The organism is Pseudomonas sp. CCOS 191 (assembly GCF_001007005.1).
In the GTDB taxonomy this organism is placed as follows: Bacteria; Pseudomonadota; Gammaproteobacteria; order Pseudomonadales; family Pseudomonadaceae; genus Aquipseudomonas; species Aquipseudomonas soli.
The window spans coordinates 3,165,387-3,184,180 of sequence record NZ_LN847264.1 but is presented as its reverse complement, the minus strand read 5'-3'; the positions used below and the strand labels follow the sequence as shown (position 1 = coordinate 3,184,180).

Below are 18,794 nucleotides of genomic sequence, written 5' to 3'. Positions count from 1 at the left end.
GGGGTTCACAGCCCTTGCTGCAGGAATGGGTCGTCCGGGTTCTGCCGCTCCAGCTCGGCGAGCAGGACCTGGACATTCTGCAATTGGCCGGTTTCCTTCCAGTACTCGATCAGCAGTACCCGCACCCGGCGATTGGCCGGTTGGCGGTTGAGCACGGTCTCCAACTGCTTTTGCGCGGCATCGAGCTGTTCCAGCTGGTGCAGGGTAATGGCCAGGGTATAGCGATAATCGTTGTTTTCCGGTTCCAGCTCGACAGCCCGCGAGAGGGCGAGCAGGGCGTATTCCTGCTGCTCATGGCGGGTCAGCCACAGGCCCAGTTCGTATTGCAGGAACGCGGAGTCCGGGCGTAGCGCCAGGGCTTTCGCGAGCACCTCGCGGGAGGCGTCGTGCTGGCCCTGTTGCTCCAGCAGGCGGACCTGGGTGGCCAACGCGTCCAGGCCTTCAGGGGCCACGGCCAGGCTGCGGCGCAGGGCCCTGGAGGCTGCGTCGTAGGCTTGTTCATGCATGTATAGTCGGGCCAGGTGCAGCTGGGCGGCGGCGTCGTCGGGCTGTTGCTCCAGGGTCTGCTCGTACTGCTCCAGGGCATCCTGCAAGGGGCCGAAGTACAGGCCGATGGCGTCGGGGTCGAGACCCAGCAGAGCGTCCACCGCGGCGAAGCGCACGCTTTGCTCGTCATCTTCCAGCAATGGGCCCAGCACCAGGCTGCGCTGGGCGGCCGGCAGCAGCCGGCGGATGCTGGTGATGGCGGCGCGGCGTACCAATGGGTCGGCGTGCTCGAGGTCCTGGCTGGCCAGTTTCAACGCCTGTGGCGAGGGGTAATTGGGTAGTTCGGCATGCAGCGCGGCGCGGCGGATGGGTGGCAGGTCGTCACGCTGCAACTGCTGGTACAGCACCCGCGCGGCACCCGGCAGGCCATCGTGTGCCTGGCGCAAGGCCTTGGCGTAGCTGTGGGGCGGCAGGCTGGGCGGTGCGGGCTGGCGGTCACGCCACAGGTAACCGATCGACGCGGGCAGCACTAACAACAGCAACAGGGCGATCAGGAGAGGGCGACGTCTGGGCATCTCGCGGTCCGGGGTGGCGGTACGGCAGAGCTTGGGGCAGGCAGGTGGCAATTGCAACGATCAGGGTGCGATCCAGGGTTGGTATCGAGCCGTCGGGCGGCGGCGCTTGGCAAAATCCGTGGGCTGCGGGTTCGGTCTTGCAAACCTGCAGGGTTTCCTTGCACAACGGTGATGTTCCTCGTGGCGCTCTGCGGGTATCCTCGCCTGAGCCTTTCCTGAACTGTCCTGATTTCCAAGGAGCTGCACGCTGTGTTCAAACATGTCGATGCCTATGCCGGCGACCCGATCCTCTCGTTGATGGAAACCTTCAAGGCCGACCCGCGGGCCGCCAAGGTCAACCTGAGTATCGGCCTGTACTACGACGAAGCCGGTGTGGTGCCGCAGCTGGCGGCGGTGGCCGAGGTGGAGAAACGCCTGGCCGGCCAGCCCCATGAAGCCTCGCTGTACCTGCCGATGGAAGGCCTGGCCGCCTACCGCCAGGCGATCCAGGCGCTGCTGTTCGGTGCCGAGCACCCGGCCGTCGCCGCTGGCCGCGTGGCCACCGTGCAGACCGTCGGCGGCTCGGGCGCCCTGAAAGTCGGTGCCGACTTCCTCAAGCGTTACTTCCCAGGCTCCGAGGTGTGGGTGAGCAACCCGACCTGGGACAACCACCGGGCAATCTTCGAAGGCGCGGGCTTCAAGGTGCACACTTACCCGTACTTCGACCCGGACACCCGCGGCGTTGACTTCGCAGGCATGCTGGCCAGCCTGCAGGCCTTGCCGCAGAACAGCGTGGTCCTGCTGCATCCGTGCTGCCACAACCCCACCGGCGTCGACCTGGACCAGCAGCAGTGGCAGCAGGTGGTCGAGGTGGTCAAGGCGCGCCAGTTGATCCCGTTCCTCGATATCGCCTACCAGGGCTTCGGCGAAGGCCTGGTCGAAGACGCCTATGCGATCCGCGAAATGGCCCGTGCCGGCGTGCCTTGCCTGGTCAGCAACTCGTTCTCGAAGATCTTCTCGCTGTACGGCGAGCGGGTAGGGGGCCTGTCGGTGGTCTGTGATGATGCCGCCACCGCTTCCAGCGTGCTTGGCCAGCTCAAGGCCACCGTGCGCCGCAACTACTCCAGCCCGCCCGCTTTCGGCGCCCAGCTGGTGGCCGGCGTGCTGGGTGACGCTGCGCTCAACGCGCAATGGGCCGCAGAGGTGGAGGTAATGCGCAAGCGTATCCTCGACATGCGCCAGGGCCTGGTCGACCTGCTCGGCGAGCTGCTGCCAGGCCAGGACTTCCAGTTCTTCCTGCGCCAGCGCGGCATGTTCAGCTATACCGGCTTCAGCGTCGAACAGGTGCGACGTCTGCGTGACGAATTCGGCGTGTACCTGATCGACAGCGGCCGGGTGTGCATGTCCGGGCTGCGTCCGGCCAACCTGCGCCAGGTTGCCGAGGCATTTGCCGCCGTGCAGAAGGGCTGACATCGGCGCTGGCCGAACTGGCTTTATCGCGGGGCAAGTCGCATCGGTGCGCCGATGCGACTTGCCCCGCGATAGTTTTTGCAACCCGAACCCCCGCTTTCTTGTACAGACAAGTGCAACCGTCCCTCGGGCGGGGCTTCCCCAAGTGCAACCTTTGCATGCACAATCGCGCCCCTCTTCCCCGGTTGAGTTGGGCGAATCGTCTATTTCGCCATTCTCAGCCTGTTGCAGTCTTGCGAGTGGAGCGTCACCCGGAATGAATGAGCAGGCCCCAAGCGTTGAACAACGCTTTGTAGAATCGACCCCCGCCACCCTTGGCAGCTGGTCGCGTCAAGACACCACCTGGATGCTGGGCCTGTTCGGCACGGCCATCGGCGCCGGAACTCTGTTCCTGCCCATCAACGCCGGCCTTGGCGGTTTCTGGCCGCTGCTGGTCCTGGCCTTGCTGGCCTTCCCCATGACCTACTTCGCCCACCGCGGGCTGACCCGTTTCGTGCTCTCGGGCAGCAAGGGCGGCGATATCACCGACGTGGTCGAGGAGCATTTCGGCATCACCGCCGGCGCGCTGATCACCGTCCTGTACTTCTTCGCCATCTTCCCGATCCTGCTGATCTACAGCGTGGCGCTGACCAACACCGTCAGCAGCTTCATGGAGCACCAGCTGCATATCACGCCGCCGCCGCGGGCGATCCTGTCGTTCGTGCTGATCCTCGGCCTGCTGGCCATCGTGCGCTGCGGCGAACAGGCCACGGTCAAGGTCATGAGCCTGCTGGTGTATCCGTTCATCGTCGCCCTGGCGTTGCTGGCCCTGTACCTGGTGCCGCACTGGACCGGCGGTATCCTCGACACCGCCACTCAGGTGCCGTCTGGCTCGGCCTTCCTGCACACCGTGTGGCTGGCCATCCCGGTGATGGTGTTCTCGTTCAACCACTCGCCGATCATCTCGGCCTTTGCCGTTGATCAGAAGCGCCGCTACGCAGAGCACGCCGACGAGCGCAGCGGCCAGATCCTGCGCCGCGCCCACCTGCTGATGGTGCTGATGGTGCTGTTCTTCGTGTTCAGCTGCGTGCTGACCCTGAGCAGCGGCCAGTTGGCTGAAGCCAAGGCGCAGAACCTGTCGATCCTGTCCTACCTGGCCAACCACTTCGAGCAGCCGGCCATCGCCTTCGCCGCGCCGCTGATCGCCTTCATCGCCATCGCCAAGTCGTTCCTGGGCCACTACATCGGTGCCAGCGAAGGCCTCAAGGGCATGATCGTCAAGACCGGCATGCGTCCGGGCGCCAAGGCCCTGGACCGCATCGTTGCCGCGCTGATGCTGGTGGTGTGCTGGATCGTCGCCACCCTCAACCCGAGCATCCTGGGCATGATCGAGTCACTCGGCGGCCCGATCATCGCCGTGCTGCTGTTCCTGATGCCGATGTACGCCATCCGCCGCGTGCCGTCGATGCGCAAGTACAGTGGTGCGCTGTCCAACGTGTTCGTGGTGGTGGTCGGCCTGGTGGCCTTGACCTCGGTGGTGTACGGCCTGTTGGCCTGAATGCTCGCCATGTAGGAAAAGCGCCCGGGTCGACGCCAGTCACCCGGGCGTTTGTCTACAGGAATTGCCCGAACGTAGGACAATTTCATCTTTGCCCATAGGCACTTGCGCTGCTTCATGCTTAACTCTGGGTCCTTTTCAAACCCCCGCATAAGGATTTCCGCCATGGCTCAAGTGACTCTCAAAGGCAACCCGGTTCAGGTCAGCGGTGAACTGCCGAAGCAAGGCGCCGCAGCACCTGCCTTCTCCCTGGTCGCTGGCGATCTGTCGAACAAGTCGCTTGCCGACTTTGCCGGCAAGCGCAAGGTGCTGAACATCTTCCCAAGCGTCGACACCCCGACCTGCGCCACCTCGGTGCGCAAGTTCAACGCCCAGGCCAATGACGTGGCCAACACCGTGGTGCTGTGCATCTCCGCCGACCTGCCGTTCGCCCAGGCGCGCTTCTGCGGCGCTGAAGGCCTGGAGAACGTGAAGAACCTGTCGACCCTGCGTGGCCGCGAGTTCCTGGAAAACTACGGCGTGGCCATCGCCGATGGCCCGCTGGCCGGCCTGGCCGCCCGCGCCGTGGTGGTGCTGGACGAAAACGACAAGGTGCTGCACAGCGAGCTGGTGGGCGAAATCGCCGATGAGCCGAACTACGAGGCGGCGCTGGCTGTCTTGAAGTAACACCGCGCCCCCGTTTGGGCGGCGTGGGAGCGGGCTTGCCCCGCGATTGCGCGTTGAAGGCAGACGCCTTAGCCTGATGCGACGCCATCGCGGGGCAAGCCCGCTCCCACTGGTGGGTTACACCCTGTTACGGCCTGGACCCTGTTCCAGGCCGTTTTCATTTAAAGTTCACGCCTTTGCCAACGTCAGCCGAAGGTAAAGCACTGGTAAAGCCCCTTTGCTAAAACGATGCCAGTGCTTATCGTTCACGCTCTCCACGCCGTCATTCTCTGAACAAGGTTCGTTCGACCCATGCAAGCCTCCAATTCCCGTTCCCCTCGTCGCTGGCTGTTCGGCCTGCTGATCCTGCTGCTGGTGGCCCTGCTGGCCTGGTGGCTGTGGCCCGCAACGACCGCCCATACAGAGGGTGGCGGGCATCGCCCGGGCAAAGGCATGGGCGGGCGGCCGGGTTTCGGCGCCTCCACCGAAGCGGTGCCGGTGCGCGTCGAGCCGGCGCGGGTGGGTGACTTCCCGCTGTACTACAAGGCCCTTGGCACCGTGACCGCGACCAACACGGTCAATGTGCGCAGCCGGGTGGCCGGCGAACTGGTCAAGATTCACTTCAAGGAAGGCCAGCAGGTCAAGGCCGGCGACCTGCTCGCCGAGATCGACCCGCGCAGCTACCGCATCGCCCTGCAGCAGGCCGAAGGCACCCTGGCGCAGAACCAGGCGCAACTGAAGAACGCCCAGGTCGACCTGGCCCGTTATAAAGGCCTGTATGCCGAAGACAGCATCGCCAAGCAGACGCTGGACACCGCCGAGGCACAGGTCGGGCAATTCCAGGGGCTGGTCAAGACCAACCAGGCGCAGGTCAACGATGCCCGCCTGAACCTGGAGTTCACCCAGATCCGTGCGCCGATCAGTGGTCGCCTGGGCCTGCGCCAGCTGGACCTGGGCAACCTGGTTGCCGCCAACGACACCACGGCGCTGGTGATCATCACCCAGACCGAGCCGATCAGCGTCGCCTTCACATTGCCGGAAACCCAGCTCGACACCGTGCTCGCCCGCTACCGCAGCGGCGCCAGCCTGCCGGTCGAGGCCTGGGACCGTGGCGATCAGAAGCTGCAGTCCACTGGCGTGCTCGGCAGCCTCGACAACCAGATCGACACCGCCACCGGTACCCTGAAGTTCAAGGGCACCTTCCAGAACACCGACCATGCGCTGTTCCCCAACCAGTTCGTCAATGTGCGCCTGCTGGCCGACACCCTGAAGCACGTGGTACTGGCCCCGGCCGCGGCCATCCAGTTCGGCAATGACGGCACCTTCGCCTATGTGGTCAACGCCGAGAGCACGATCAACATCCGCCCGCTCAAGGTCGGTGCCAGCGATGGCGAGAACAGCGTGATCCTCGAGGGCCTGGCCGCCGGTGACCGCCTCGTGCTGGAAGGTACCGACCGCTTGCGCGAAGGCTCCAAGGTGGAGGTGGTCGAAGACAGTTCGCAAGTGCCGACCACCCCCGGCCAGCACCTGCAGGGGCAGGGCGCCAAAGATTCGGCGCAGACCGGTGAACCAGGCTCCAAGGCGGGCGCATGAACCTCTCGCGCCTGTTCATCCTGCGACCGGTCGCCACCACGCTGAGCATGCTGGCCATCGTCCTGGCCGGACTGATCGCCTACAAGCTGCTGCCGGTGGCGGCCTTGCCCCAGGTCGACTACCCGACCATCCGCGTCATGACCCTGTACCCCGGCGCTAGCCCCCAGGTGATGACCAGCGCAGTCACCGCGCCACTGGAACGCCAGTTCGGCCAGATGCCGGGCCTCGAGCAGATGGCCTCGACCAGCTCCGGCGGCGCCTCGGTGCTGACCCTGCGCTTCAACCTCGACATGAACATGGATGTCGCCGAGCAGCAGGTACAGGCCGCGATCAACGCCGCCAGCAACCTGTTGCCCAGCGACCTGCCGGCGCCACCGGTGTACAACAAGGTCAACCCGGCCGACACGCCGGTGCTGACCCTGGCCATCTCGTCCAAGACCATGCCGCTGCCCAAGCTCAACGACCTGGTCGACACCCGCGTGGCGCAGAAAATCGCCCAGATCAGCGGCGTCGGCATGGTCAGCATCGCCGGCGGCCAGCGCCAGGCGGTGCGGATCAAGGTCAACGTCGACGCCCTGGCGGCCAACGGCCTCAACCTGGACGACGTGCGCACCCTGATCGGCGCTTCCAACGTCAACCAGCCCAAGGGCAACTTCGATGGCCCGACCCGGGTGTCGATGCTCGACGCCAACGACCAGCTGCGTTCGCCGGCCGAGTACGCCAACCTCATCCTCAAGTACAACAATGGCGCGCCGCTGCGCCTGAAGGACGTCGCCGAGATCGTCGACGGCGCCGAGAACGAGCGCCTGGCCGCCTGGGCCAACCAGAACGAGGCAGTGCTGCTGAACATCCAGCGCCAGCCCGGCGCCAACGTCATCGAGGTGGTCGACCGGATCAAGGAGCTGCTGCCGTCGATCACCGACAACCTGCCGGCGGGCCTGGATGTCAGCGTCCTCACCGACCGCACCCAGACCATCCGCGCCGCCGTGCGCGACGTGCAGCACGAGTTGCTGTTCGCCATTGCCCTGGTGGTGATGGTGACCTTCCTGTTCCTGCGCCGGGTCTCGGCCACGATCATCCCGTCGATCGCCGTGCCGCTGTCGCTGATCGGCACCTTCGGGGTGATGTACCTGGCCGGCTTCTCGGTCAACAACCTCACGCTGATGGCCCTGACCATCGCCACCGGCTTCGTGGTGGACGATGCCATCGTCATGCTGGAGAACATCTCCCGGCACATAGAAGAGGGTGAGACGCCGCTGCAGGCCGCGCTCAAGGGCGCGAAACAGATCGGTTTCACCCTGATCTCGCTGACCTTCTCGCTGATCGCGGTACTGATCCCGCTGCTGTTCATGGCCGACGTGGTCGGGCGGCTGTTCCGCGAGTTCGCCATCACCCTGGCGGTGGCCATCCTGATTTCCCTGGTGGTGTCGCTGACCTTGACGCCGATGATGTGCGCCCGGCTGCTCAAGCGCGAGCCCAAGGAAGAGGAGCAGGGCCGCTTCTACCGTGCCAGCGGCGCCTGGATCGACTGGCTGATCAAGCACTACGGCACGGCGTTGACCTGGGTGCTCAAGCGCCAGCCGTTGACGCTGCTGGTGGCCGTGGCCACCTTGGCGTTGACCGTGGTGCTCTACCTGATGGTGCCCAAGGGCTTCTTCCCGGCCCAGGACACCGGGGTGATCCAGGGTATTTCCGAGGCACCGCAGTCGACTTCGTTCGCCGCCATGAGTCAACGCCAGCAGGCCCTGACCGAGGTGATCCTGCAGGACCCGGCGGTGCAGAGCCTGTCTTCCTACATCGGTGTGGATGGTGACAACGCCACCCTCAACAGCGGCCGCCTGCTGATCAACCTCAAGCCCCATGGTGAGCGCGACGTGACGGCAGCCGAGGTGATCAGCCGGTTGCAGCCGCAGCTCGACAAGCTGGTCGGCATCCGCCTGTTCATGCAGCCGGTGCAGGACCTGAGCATCGAGGATCGGGTCAGCCGCACCCAGTACCAGTTCAGCCTCAGTTCGCCGGATGCCGACATGCTCGCCGAGTGGAGCGGCAAGCTGGTGCAGGCACTGAAGGACCGCCCGGAGCTGCAGGACGTGGCCAGCGACCTGCAGGACAAGGGCCTGCAGGTGTACCTGGTGATCGACCGCGACATGGCCAGCCGCCTCGGCATCACCGTGGCGCAGATCACCAACGCCCTGTACGACGCCTTCGGCCAGCGGCAGATCTCGACCATCTACACCCAGGCCAGCCAGTACCGCGTGGTGCTGCAGTCGCAGACCGCGGCCAGCCTCGGCCCGCAGGCCCTGGAGGCGGTCCACGTCAAGGCCGCCGACGGCGGCCAGGTGCGCCTGTCGGCCCTGGCGCGCATCGAGCAGCGCCAGGCCCAGCTGGCCATCTCGCACATCGGCCAGTTCCCGGCGGTGATGATGTCGTTCAACCTGGCCCATGGCGCTTCTCTGGGCGAGGCGGTCAAGGTGATCGAGCAGGTGCAGCAGGACATCGGCATGCCGATCGGCGTGCAGACCCGCTTCCAGGGCGCCGCCGAGGCGTTCCAGGCTTCGCTTTCGAGTACCTTGCTGCTGATCCTCGCCGCCGTGGTGACCATGTACATCGTGCTCGGGGTGCTCTACGAGAGCTACGTCCACCCGGTGACCATCCTTTCCACGCTGCCCTCGGCGGCGGTGGGGGCCTTGCTGGCGTTGCTGCTGAGCGGCAACGACCTGGGCATGATCGCCATTATCGGCATCATCCTGCTGATCGGCATCGTCAAGAAGAACGCGATCATGATGATCGACTTCGCCCTCGAGGCCGAGCGTCATCAGGGCATGAGCCCGAGTGATGCGATCTACCAGGCTGCGCTGCTGCGTTTCCGGCCGATCCTGATGACCACCCTGGCCGCGCTGTTCGGCGCGGTGCCGCTGATGCTCGCCACCGGTTCCGGCGCCGAGCTGCGCCAGCCGCTGGGCCTGGTGATGGTCGGCGGCCTGCTGGTGAGTCAGGTGCTGACCCTGTTCACCACGCCGGTCATCTACCTGTACTTCGACCGGCTTGCGCGTCGCTGGCGCCCGCTTGACGATGCGCGGCAGGCCGAAGCATGAACCTGTCCGGACCGTTCATTCGCCGGCCGGTGGCCACCATGCTGCTGAGCCTGGCGATCATGCTGCTGGGTGGGGTGAGTTTCGGCCTGTTGCCGGTGTCGCCGCTGCCGCAGATGGATTTCCCGGTGATCGTGGTGCAGGCCAGCCTGCCCGGGGCCAGCCCCGAGGTCATGGCGTCCACCGTGGCCACGCCGCTGGAGCGCAAGCTCGGCGCCATTGCCGGCGTCACCACGCTGACCAGCAGTTCCAACCAGGGCTCGACCCGGGTGATCATCGGCTTCGAGTTGGGCCGCGACATCGATGGCGCGGCACGCGAGGTGCAGGCGGCCATCAACGCCACCCGCAACCTGCTGCCCAGCGGCATGCGCAGCATGCCCACCTACAAGAAGATCAACCCGTCCCAGGCGCCGATCATGGTGCTGTCGCTGACTTCGCAGGTGCTGTCCAAGGGCAAGCTGTACGACCTGGCCGACACCATCCTGTCCCAGAGCCTGTCGCAGGTCAGCGGGGTAGGGGAAGTGCAGATCGGTGGCAGTTCGCTGCCGGCGGTGCGCATCGAGCTCGAGCCGCAGTTGCTCAACCAGTACGGGCTGTCCCTGGACGATGTGCGCACTGCCGTGGCCAACGCCAACCAGCGCCGGCCGATGGGCTTCGTCGAGGACAGCGAACGCAACTGGCAGGTGCGCGCCAACGATCAGCTCGAGCAGGCCGAGGACTACAAGCCCATCGTGATCCGCCAGCAGAACGGCTCGATCCTGCGCCTGTCGGATGTGGCCAAGGTCAGCGATGGCGTCGAGAACCGCTACAACAGCGGCTTCTTCAACGACGAGAGTGCTGTGCTGCTGGTGGTCAACCGCCAGACCAACGCCAACATCATCCAGACCGTCGAGCAGATCAAGGCCGAGCTCCCGGCGTTGCAGTCGCTGCTGCCGGCCAGCGTCAAGCTCAACGTGGCCATGGACCGCTCGCCGGTGATCAAGGCCACCCTCAAGGAGGCCGAGCACACCTTGCTGATCGCGGTGGTGCTGGTGATCCTGGTGGTGTACCTGTTCCTCGGCAACTTCCGCGCTTCGCTGATCCCCAGCCTGGCGGTGCCGGTGTCGCTGGTGGGCACCTTCGCGGTGATGTACCTGTGCGGATTCTCGCTGAACAACCTGTCGCTGATGGCGCTGATCCTCGCCACCGGCCTGGTGGTGGACGATGCCATCGTGGTGCTGGAGAACATCTCCCGGCATATCGAGAAGGGCGAGAGCCCGATGCGGGCCGCGTACAAGGGCGCGCAGGAGGTCGGTTTCACCCTGCTGTCGATGAACGTCTCGCTGGTGGCGGTGTTCGTCTCCATCCTGTTCATGGGCGGTATCGTGCGCGGGTTGTTCAAGGAGTTCTCGATCACCCTGGCGGCGGCGATCATCGTCTCGCTGGTGGTATCGCTGACCCTGACGCCGATGCTTTGCTCGCGCTGGCTCAAGGTCCATGGCCCGCAGCAGCAGACCCGCCTGCAACGCTGGAGCGACCGCATCCACCAGCGCATGGTCGCTGGCTACGACAAGAGCCTGGGCTGGGCGCTGCGCCACAGGCGCCTGACCCTGCTCAGCCTGCTGGCCACCATCGTGCTTAACATCGCGTTGTACGTGGTGGTGCCCAAGACCCTGATGCCGCAACAGGACACCGGCCAGCTGCAAGGCTTCATCCGTGGCGACGACGGCCTGTCGTTCACGGTGATGCAGCCGAAGATGGAGATCTACCGTCGCGCCCTGCTCGCGGACCCGGCGGTGGAGAGCGTCGCCGGCTTCATCGGCGGCAACAGCGGTACCAACAACGCCTTCGTGCTGGTGCGCCTGAAACCGATCGCCGAGCGCAAGGAAAATGCGCAGAAGGTCATCGATCGCCTGCGCAAGGACCTGCCGAAGATCCCCGGCGGGCGCCTGTACCTGATGGCCGACCAGGACCTGCAACTCGGTGGCGGCGGCCGCGACCAGACCACCTCGCAGTACCTCTACACCCTGCAGAGCGGCGACCTGGCTGCTCTGCGCGAGTGGTTCCCCAAGGTCACCGCCGAGCTGCGCAAACTGCCCGAGCTGACCGCCATCGACGCCCACGACGGCGCCGGCACCCAGCAGGTGACCCTGGTGGTCGACCGTGACCAGGCCAAGCGCCTGGGCATCGACATGGACATGGTCACCGCGGTGCTCAACAACGCCTACAGCCAGCGGCAGATCTCGACCATCTACGACAGCCTCAACCAGTACCAGGTGGTGCTGGAGATCAACCCGAAATACGCCTGGGACCCGAGTACCCTGGAGCAGGTGCAGGTGATCACCGCCGACGGCGCCCGGGTGCCGCTGTCCACCTTCGCCCGCTACGAGAACAGCCTGGCCAACGACCGCGTCAGCCACGAAGGGCAGTTCGCCTCCGAGGACATCTCGTTCGATGTCGCCGAAGGCTACAGCCCCGACCAGGCCCTGGCCGCGCTGGAGCGGGCGGTGGCCAAGCTTGGCCTGCCCGAATCGGTGATCGCCAAGCTCGGTGGCGATGCCGACGCCTTCACCAAGACCGCCGAAGGCCAGCCGTTCATGATCCTCGGCGCCCTGGTGCTGGTGTACCTGGTGCTGGGCATTCTCTACGAGAGCTACATCCACCCGCTGACGATCCTCTCCACATTGCCCTCGGCCGGGGTCGGCGCCTTGCTGGCGTTGTACCTGACCGGTGGCGAGTTCAGCCTGATCTCGCTGCTCGGGCTGTTCCTGCTGATCGGCGTGGTGAAGAAGAACGCGATCCTGATGATCGACCTGGCCCTGCAGTTGGAGCGCCATGAAGGCCTGTCGCCGGAGGAGTCGATCCGCCGTGCCTGCCTGCTGCGCCTGCGACCGATCCTGATGACCACCCTGGCCGCGATCCTCGGCGCACTGCCGCTGCTGCTCAGCCGCGCCGAGGGCGCCGAGATGCGCCAGCCGCTGGGCCTGACCATCATCGGCGGCCTGGTCTTCAGCCAGATCCTCACCCTCTACACCACGCCTGTGGTCTACCTGTACCTCGATCGCCTGCGCCACCGGTTCAACCGCTGGCGCGGCGTGCGCACCGACGCTGCCCTGGATACCCCGCTATGAACTTTGCCCACACCCGAATCCATCGTGCCCTCAGGCTGCTGACCCAAGGGCGCGGCTCGCGCCTGGTCAGCGCCGGGTTGTGCGTGGCCATGCTCAGCGCCTGTACCTTGAGCCCGGACTATCACCGCCCGGAGATCAGCACCCCGGCGCAGTTCAAGCAGGCCGAGGGCTGGACCCAGGCCAACCCGTCCGATGCCATCGCCCGCGGGGCATGGTGGGAGCTGTATGGCGACAAGCAGCTCGACGCCCTGGTGGAAGAGCTCAACCGCAGCAACCAGACAGTGGCGCAGTACGAGGCGCAGTACCGCCAGGCCCAGGCGCTGGTACGCAGCAGCCGCGCCGCGCTGTTCCCCTCGTTGAACCTCACCGCTGGCAAGAACCGTTCGGCCCAGGGCACCGGGAGCTCCAGCTCGAGCCTGTCGAACAACAGCAGCGGCATCCGCAACACCTACAACGCGCAACTCGGCGTGAGCTGGGAGATCGACCTGTGGGGCAAGCTGCGTGAGGCCATGAACGCCAACGAGGCCAGTGCCGAGGCCAGCCTCGCCGATATGGCGGCCATTCGCCTGAGCCAGCAGTCGGAGCTGGTGCAGAACTACCTGCAACTGCGGGTGATCGACGCGCAGAAACGCCTGCTCGAGGCCACGGTAGCGGCCTATGAGCGCTCGTTGCAGATGAACGAGAACCAGTACCGCGCCGGGGTTGCCGGGCCGGATGCCGTGGCCCAGGCGCGTACCCAGCTCAAGAGCACCCAGGCCGACCTGATCGACCTGGCCTGGCAACGCGCGCAGTACGAGAACGCCATTGCCGTGCTGATGGGCAAGGCGCCGGCCGACTTCGCCCTGGCCGCGAGCCGCGACATTCCGGCGTTGCCACCGGTGCCGGTGTCGCTGCCTTCGCAGTTGCTCGAGCGCAGGCCCGATATCGCCTCGGCCGAGCGCAAGGTCATGGCGGCCAACTCTAATATCGGCGTTTCCCGTGCGGCGTACTTCCCCGACCTGTCCCTGAGCATGAATGGCGGGTATTCCAGCAGCAGTTTCAACAACTGGATCGAGCTGCCCAACCGCTATTGGTCTGTCGGCCCGCAGTTGGCGTTGACGCTGTTCGATGCCGGCAAGCGCAGCGCCGAGGTCGACCGCACGGTGGCGGTGTACGACCAGACCGTGGCGCAGTACCGGCAGACGGTGCTCGATGGGTTCAAGGAGGTGGAGAACTACCTGGTGCAGCTCAAGGTGTACGGCGACGAAGCCGTTGTCCGGCAGGAAGCGCTCGAGGCGGCGCGGGAGTCGTTGCGCTTGACCGAGAACCAGTACAAGGCCGGGTTGATCGGTTACCTGGACGTGGTGAACGTGCAGACCACGGCGCTGAGCAGCGAACGCAGCGTGTTGACGCTGTTGCAGGGGCGGCTGGTGGCGAGCGTGCAGTTGATCGCGGCACTTGGCGGTGGCTGGGACGCTCGCACGGAGTTGGCCGAGCAGTGACCTGCTGTTGGCGTCTTTGCCCGTGACGCTGCACCGCATCACAGATCGCCACATGGCACGTGGCGTTCGGCCATTTCTCGTGCAAACTGTGTAAGGCCACGTTATCGGTGGCGTAATCCATTGCACGAGGAACGCCATGAGCGGACGTTGTCTGGGCCTGTCTGTGTGGTTGTCGTGCCTGCTGGCCGTGGTCCCACTGCACGGTTCTGCCGCGGACAACTGCCAGCACCTCACCGCCACCGGCAACCCGGAGTACCCACCTTATCTCTGGCGCGACCCGCATAACCCCGCGCAACTGATCGGCGCCAATGCCGACCTGCTGAAGCAGGTGGCCAAGGACCTCGGCCTGGTGGTGGATGTGGTGTATGTCGGGCCGTGGTCCAGGGCGCAGGAGGAAGTGAGCAGCGGGCGCATCGACATGCTCGCCGGCTACTTTCGCACCCAGGCGCGCGAACTGCTGACCGACTTCATCAGCCCGCCCTTCCTGTTCAATTCCAGCGTGGTCTGGGTGCGCAAGGGTGAAGGCTTCGCCTACAGCGACTGGTCCGACCTGAAAGGGCGACGTGGCGGGACGCTGGTCAACAACAGCCATGGCCAGGCGTTCGACGACTACGCCCGGGCGCAGCTCGACCTCGAAGCGGTGCCCAGCGTTACCCAGGCCTTCCAGAAGCTGCTGCTCAAGCGCAGCGACTACGTGATCTTCGAACAGTACCCCGGCATGGCCCTGGCGCGCACGCTGGGCAAGGAAAAGGAGCTGGAGGTACTTGAGCCGCCGGTGTCCAGCGAAGGGCTGTACCTGGCGCTATCGCACAAGTCGGGTTGCAACCAGCCGGCACTGCGCGAACAGCTGGCGCGCAAGATGCGGGAGCTGGTGGCAGGGCCCTTGCCCGAACAACTGGTGGCCGAAAACCTGGAGCGCTGGCAGCGTCAGCAGGCCGGCAAGTGAATCGTTCGCGGCATTAGCCCACGCCTCGCCCGATCCCTTTGATCTAAGGCCGCATCTACCTGCGCCTATGCTGTTGGGGCGAAACCACACCCTTGTTTTCTCGCGAAGGTATTCTCATGAGCAAGCCTACTGTCGTGCTTGTACACGGTTTTTGGGGCGGGGCCGCCCACTGGGGAAAGGTAATTGTCGAACTGGCGCGCAAGGGCATCAAAGACGTGCGCGCCGTGGAGCTGCCACTGACCTCCTTGGCTGACGATGCCGAGCGCACCCGCAAGATGGTGGCGCAGGTGCCAGGCGAGGTGCTGCTGGTAGGACACTCTTACGGTGGGGCGGTAATCACCGAGGCCGGCAACGCCGCGAACGTGAAGGGGCTGGTCTTTATCGCGGCCTTTGCCCCCGACGCAGGCGAAAGCCCTGGAGGGCTGACGCAGCAGCATCCGCCTGTCGCGGCAGCGAACCTTGCGCCGGACAGCGATGGCTATCTATGGATCAAGGCCGACAAGTTCCACGAAAGCTTTTGCCAGGATCTGTCGGCGGATGAGGCATGGGTCATGGCGGTGACGCAGAAGGCGCCGCTGGCGAGCACCTTTGGCGACACCATCAGCGATCCGGCCTGGAAACACAAGCCCGCCTGGTACCAGATTTCCAGCCAGGACCACATGATCGCCCCGGCCAACCAGCAGATGATGTCGGCGCGCTTGCAGGCGCGCAAGGTCATCACCCTGGATGCCAGCCATGCGTCGCTGGCTTCGCGGGCACGGGAGGTTGCTGCGTTGATCGAGGAAGCACTGGGCTAGTTCAGCTTCAGCTCTTGCACTTGGCCACGACGACCTGGCAGGTCCGCGGCGTGCCCCCGGACCTGCCGGCGTAGCGCATGCAACTGTCCAGCGACTTCCTGCTCGCCATGGCCAGTGTCGGACCGAATGCCAGGCCACCTTCGCCGCTGCTGGGCAGTGCCTTGGCATAGCAGTTGGAGCCTTGGGCGGCGTAGCGGGTGCTGGCGTGCTTGTTCGAACAACCGGTCGAGAAGGACAGGGTGATGGCGAGCAGGGCGAGCGGCACTGCATGCCGGGGCAGGGTGGCCATTGCAGGCTCCGGGAACGGCGTGGTGGTGTGTTGAGCTTAGCCGGAGTCGCTTCGCTTGGCTTGGTGTTTCTCGTGATCAGGGATGCCAGATCGATGGGTTTGCCCGCGATCAACGCCATGAGCAGAAGCAAACGACAAGTGGCATTATGCCTTCAGTTACTCGCGCAAAGGCTCTAACCCCTTCACTGCGGGGCTTGCGAGCGACTTTTGGATCCATCGAGAAGCGCGAAAACCCCGTGCGTTTCAGCAAAGCTTGAGTACAATCATCGGCTTTTCCCGGGCCTCCCCGGTTCGTTCCTGGAAGTGCGAATGCTGATCGGTAGCTACTCCTCCTCGCTGGTGTTGATCTCGCTGTGCGTGGCCATTCTTGCCTCTTACACGGCCCTGGACCTGACCGGGCGCATCGCCACGGCCAAGGGCCGGGCGGTGTACCTGTGGATGGGCGGCGGGGCATTGGCCATGGGCATCGGCATCTGGTCGATGCACTTCATCGGCATGCTGGCGTTCAGCCTGCCCATCGAGCTGGGTTACGACACCGCACTGACAGGTCTGTCGCTGCTGATCGCGGTGGCTTCGTCGGGTTTCGCCCTGTGGCTGGTGAGCCAGCCGAAGCTACCTTGGCTGCAATTGGCCTTCGGTGCCTTGATCATGGGCACCGGCATTGCCTGCATGCACTACATGGGCATGGCCGCGCTGCGCATGCAACCGGGCATCGACTACGACCCGACGCTGTTCGGCGCCTCCCTTGCCATCGCGGTGGGGGCTTCGGCGGCGGCGCTATGGATAGCTTTCCGTCTGCGCCAGCACACGCCGTATGTGCGGCAGATCCGTGGCGTGGCGGCGGTGGTGATGGGGATCGCCATCGTCGGCATGCACTACACCGGCATGGCGGCGGCCAACTTCCCGGCGGGCAGCTTCTGCGGCGCACTGGCCACGGGGCTCGCGGGCGACGGCCTGGATTACCTGGTGTTGATCACCACCCTGGCGGTGCTGGCGGTGGCCTTGCTGACTTCGGTGCTCGATGCTCGGCTGGAGGCGCGCACGGCGGAACTGGCGCGCTCGCTGACCCTGGCCAACCAGGAACTGACCCAGCTGGCCCTGCACGACACCCTGACCGGGCTGCCCAACCGCACGCTGCTGGCCGACCGTATCGACCAGGCTGTCGGCCGCGTGGCGGAGCAGGGCGGCTGCTTCGCGCTGATGTTCATCGACCTGGACGGCTTCAAGCCCGTCAACGATGCCTTCGGCCACCATGTCGGCGACCTGTTGCTCAAGGCAGTGGCGGCGCGCCTGCGCGGCCACCTGCACAGCCAGGACACCCTGGCGCGCATCGGCGGCGACGAATTCGTGCTGCTGGTGGAGCTGGACGAGCCGGACGACGCCATGAACGTCGCGGCCAAGCAGGTCAACCTGATGGCCAAGCCGTTCCGTGTGGCCGAGCACGACCTGCAGCTGTCGGCGAGCCTGGGCATCGTGCTATATCCCGGCAATGGCCTGGACCAGCACGAACTGCTGCGCAACGCCGATGCCGCCATGTACCACGCCAAGAGCGCCGGCAAGAACGGCTACAGCTTCTTCGATGCGTCGATGAACAGTAACGCGCGCCAACAGCTGCAACTGTTGCAGGACCTGCGTACGGCCCTGGAGCATGGCCAGTTCCGCTTGCACTACCAGCCCAAGTTCGACGCCGTGCAGCGCCTGCCCATCGGTGCCGAGGCCTTGCTGCGCTGGGAGCACCCGCAACATGGGCTGATGCTGCCGGACCGTTTTATCGGCCTTGCGGAAAAGACCGGGCTGATCATCCCGATCGGCGAGTGGGTGCTGGGTGAGGCCTGCCGGCAGATGCGCCAGTGGCTGGACCAGGGCAATGAAGAGTGGCGGATCGCGGTCAACCTGTCGGCCATCCAGTTCTGCCATACCGGGCTGGTCGACAGCGTGGCCCGCGCACTGGATGAGAACGGCCTGCCGCCCAATCGCCTGACCCTGGAAATCACCGAAACCACCGCCATGCGCGATGCCGACGCCAGCCTGCACGTGCTGCAGCGCCTGTCGGACATGGGCGTGGACCTGTCCATCGACGATTTCGGCACTGGCTACTCCAGCCTGATGTACCTCAAGCGCCTGCCGGCCAACGAGCTGAAGATCGACCGCGGCTTCGTGCGCGATCTGGAACAGGACAGTGATGACGCGGCGATCGTCTCGGCCATCGTCGCCCTGGGGCAGGCACTGGGCTTGCGCATTGTCGCCGAAGGCGTGGAAACCGACGGCCAGCAGGACTTTCTCACCCGCCTGGGGTGCGATTCGCTGCAGGGTTATCTGCTCGGCCAGCCGGTACCGCCCGAGCAGTTCATGAAAGGATTGCAGGCGCTCAAGGCGCGTCAGGCCCAGGAAGGCTAGACAGCGCTGCGCAGTGGGCTGACAAGCAGGTCGAAGGTCTCCATCTCGGCCTCCACGGCCTCGATGATCCGCTCGACATCGGCGGCGTGCATGATGGTTGCGCAGGGGATGCCGGCAATGGCCAGCAGGGTTTCGCCGGTGGCCCGGTCGAACAGCCGGGCGACCATGCTGCGCGGGGCATCCATGCTGGCCTCGAAACCCAGCGGATGAAAATGCCAGCGCATCACCTGGCAGGCGTTGGGGAACGTCATCTTGTTCATGCCAGCCTCCTTGTTCGTGAACGTGGTGATTGCAAAGCGGTAACAGCCTAGGCCGTCCTGGCCGTCAGGACTCTAACCTTAGCACCTGCCATGGCAGTATTCGCTGGAAAATATGGCAGATGTACTAATGCATGACG

At 65.3% G+C, this 18,794-nt stretch carries 13 protein-coding genes; 10 read left to right on the top strand and 3 right to left on the bottom strand.

Features of this window, described 5'->3' with window-relative positions:
• Positions 1 to 5: 5 nt before the first annotated feature.
• Positions 6 to 1,061 (bottom strand): tetratricopeptide repeat protein, encoded by a 1,056-nt coding sequence (locus tag CCOS191_RS14100; protein ID WP_046855748.1) that lies wholly within the window; start codon positions 1,059 to 1,061, stop codon positions 6 to 8.
• A 249-nt stretch (positions 1,062 to 1,310) separates the two neighbouring features.
• On the opposite strand from CCOS191_RS14100, the gene CCOS191_RS14095 reads away from it, so the two are divergent.
• From CCOS191_RS14095 to CCOS191_RS14055, 9 genes are all read left to right on the top strand, one after another.
• The gene (locus CCOS191_RS14095; protein WP_046855747.1) at positions 1,311 to 2,510 is read left to right on the top strand and encodes an amino acid aminotransferase; all 1,200 of its coding nucleotides are present in this window, start codon (positions 1,311 to 1,313) and stop codon (positions 2,508 to 2,510) included.
• Positions 2,511 to 2,766: 256 nt separating this feature from the next.
• Entirely contained in the window at positions 2,767 to 4,047 is a 1,281-nt protein-coding gene (locus CCOS191_RS14090; protein WP_046855746.1) for a serine/threonine transporter, read from the top strand.
• A gap of 165 nt (positions 4,048 to 4,212) precedes the next feature.
• Entirely contained in the window at positions 4,213 to 4,713 is a 501-nt protein-coding gene (gene tpx / locus CCOS191_RS14085; protein ID WP_028692156.1) for a thiol peroxidase, read from the top strand.
• A gap of 291 nt (positions 4,714 to 5,004) precedes the next feature.
• The gene (locus CCOS191_RS14080) at positions 5,005 to 6,285 is read left to right on the top strand and encodes an MdtA/MuxA family multidrug efflux RND transporter periplasmic adaptor subunit (RefSeq protein ID WP_046855745.1); all 1,281 of its coding nucleotides are present in this window, start codon (positions 5,005 to 5,007) and stop codon (positions 6,283 to 6,285) included.
• Positions 6,282 to 9,380 (top strand): MdtB/MuxB family multidrug efflux RND transporter permease subunit, encoded by a 3,099-nt coding sequence (locus CCOS191_RS14075; RefSeq protein WP_046855744.1) that lies wholly within the window; start codon positions 6,282 to 6,284, stop codon positions 9,378 to 9,380. The genes CCOS191_RS14080 and CCOS191_RS14075 overlap by 4 nt, the downstream gene beginning before the upstream one ends.
• Positions 9,377 to 12,487, top strand: a complete 3,111-nt coding sequence (locus CCOS191_RS14070) for a multidrug efflux RND transporter permease subunit (protein ID WP_046855743.1) — start codon at positions 9,377 to 9,379, stop codon at positions 12,485 to 12,487. Before CCOS191_RS14075 ends, CCOS191_RS14070 begins: the two co-directional genes overlap by 4 nt.
• Positions 12,484 to 13,968 carry an efflux transporter outer membrane subunit gene (locus CCOS191_RS14065; protein WP_046855742.1) on the top strand — a complete coding sequence of 495 codons (1,485 nt, stop codon included), beginning with the start codon at positions 12,484 to 12,486 and terminating at the stop codon, positions 13,966 to 13,968. The genes CCOS191_RS14070 and CCOS191_RS14065 overlap by 4 nt, the downstream gene beginning before the upstream one ends.
• Before the next feature lie 136 nt (positions 13,969 to 14,104).
• The gene (locus tag CCOS191_RS14060) at positions 14,105 to 14,914 is read left to right on the top strand and encodes a substrate-binding periplasmic protein (RefSeq protein WP_046855741.1); all 810 of its coding nucleotides are present in this window, start codon (positions 14,105 to 14,107) and stop codon (positions 14,912 to 14,914) included.
• Positions 14,915 to 15,030: 116 nt separating this feature from the next.
• On the top strand, positions 15,031 to 15,711 hold the full coding sequence (locus tag CCOS191_RS14055; protein ID WP_046855740.1) for an alpha/beta hydrolase: 681 nt from the start codon (positions 15,031 to 15,033) through the stop codon (positions 15,709 to 15,711).
• 7 nt (positions 15,712 to 15,718) lie between these two features.
• Here CCOS191_RS14055 and CCOS191_RS14050 read toward each other — a convergent pair whose 3' ends face one another.
• On the bottom strand, positions 15,719 to 16,000 hold the full coding sequence (locus CCOS191_RS14050; RefSeq protein ID WP_046855739.1) for a hypothetical protein: 282 nt from the start codon (positions 15,998 to 16,000) through the stop codon (positions 15,719 to 15,721).
• Between the two features lie 309 nt (positions 16,001 to 16,309).
• Here CCOS191_RS14050 and CCOS191_RS14045 point away from each other — a divergent pair, with 309 nt between their 5' ends.
• Positions 16,310 to 18,397, top strand: a complete 2,088-nt coding sequence (locus CCOS191_RS14045) for a putative bifunctional diguanylate cyclase/phosphodiesterase (RefSeq protein WP_046855738.1) — start codon at positions 16,310 to 16,312, stop codon at positions 18,395 to 18,397.
• On the opposite strand, the gene CCOS191_RS14040 is transcribed toward CCOS191_RS14045, so the two are convergent.
• Positions 18,394 to 18,657, bottom strand: a complete 264-nt coding sequence (locus CCOS191_RS14040; RefSeq protein WP_046855737.1) for a DUF1652 domain-containing protein — start codon at positions 18,655 to 18,657, stop codon at positions 18,394 to 18,396. The two genes, CCOS191_RS14045 and CCOS191_RS14040, sit on opposite strands and share 4 nt — an antisense overlap.
• Positions 18,658 to 18,794 lie beyond the last annotated feature (137 nt).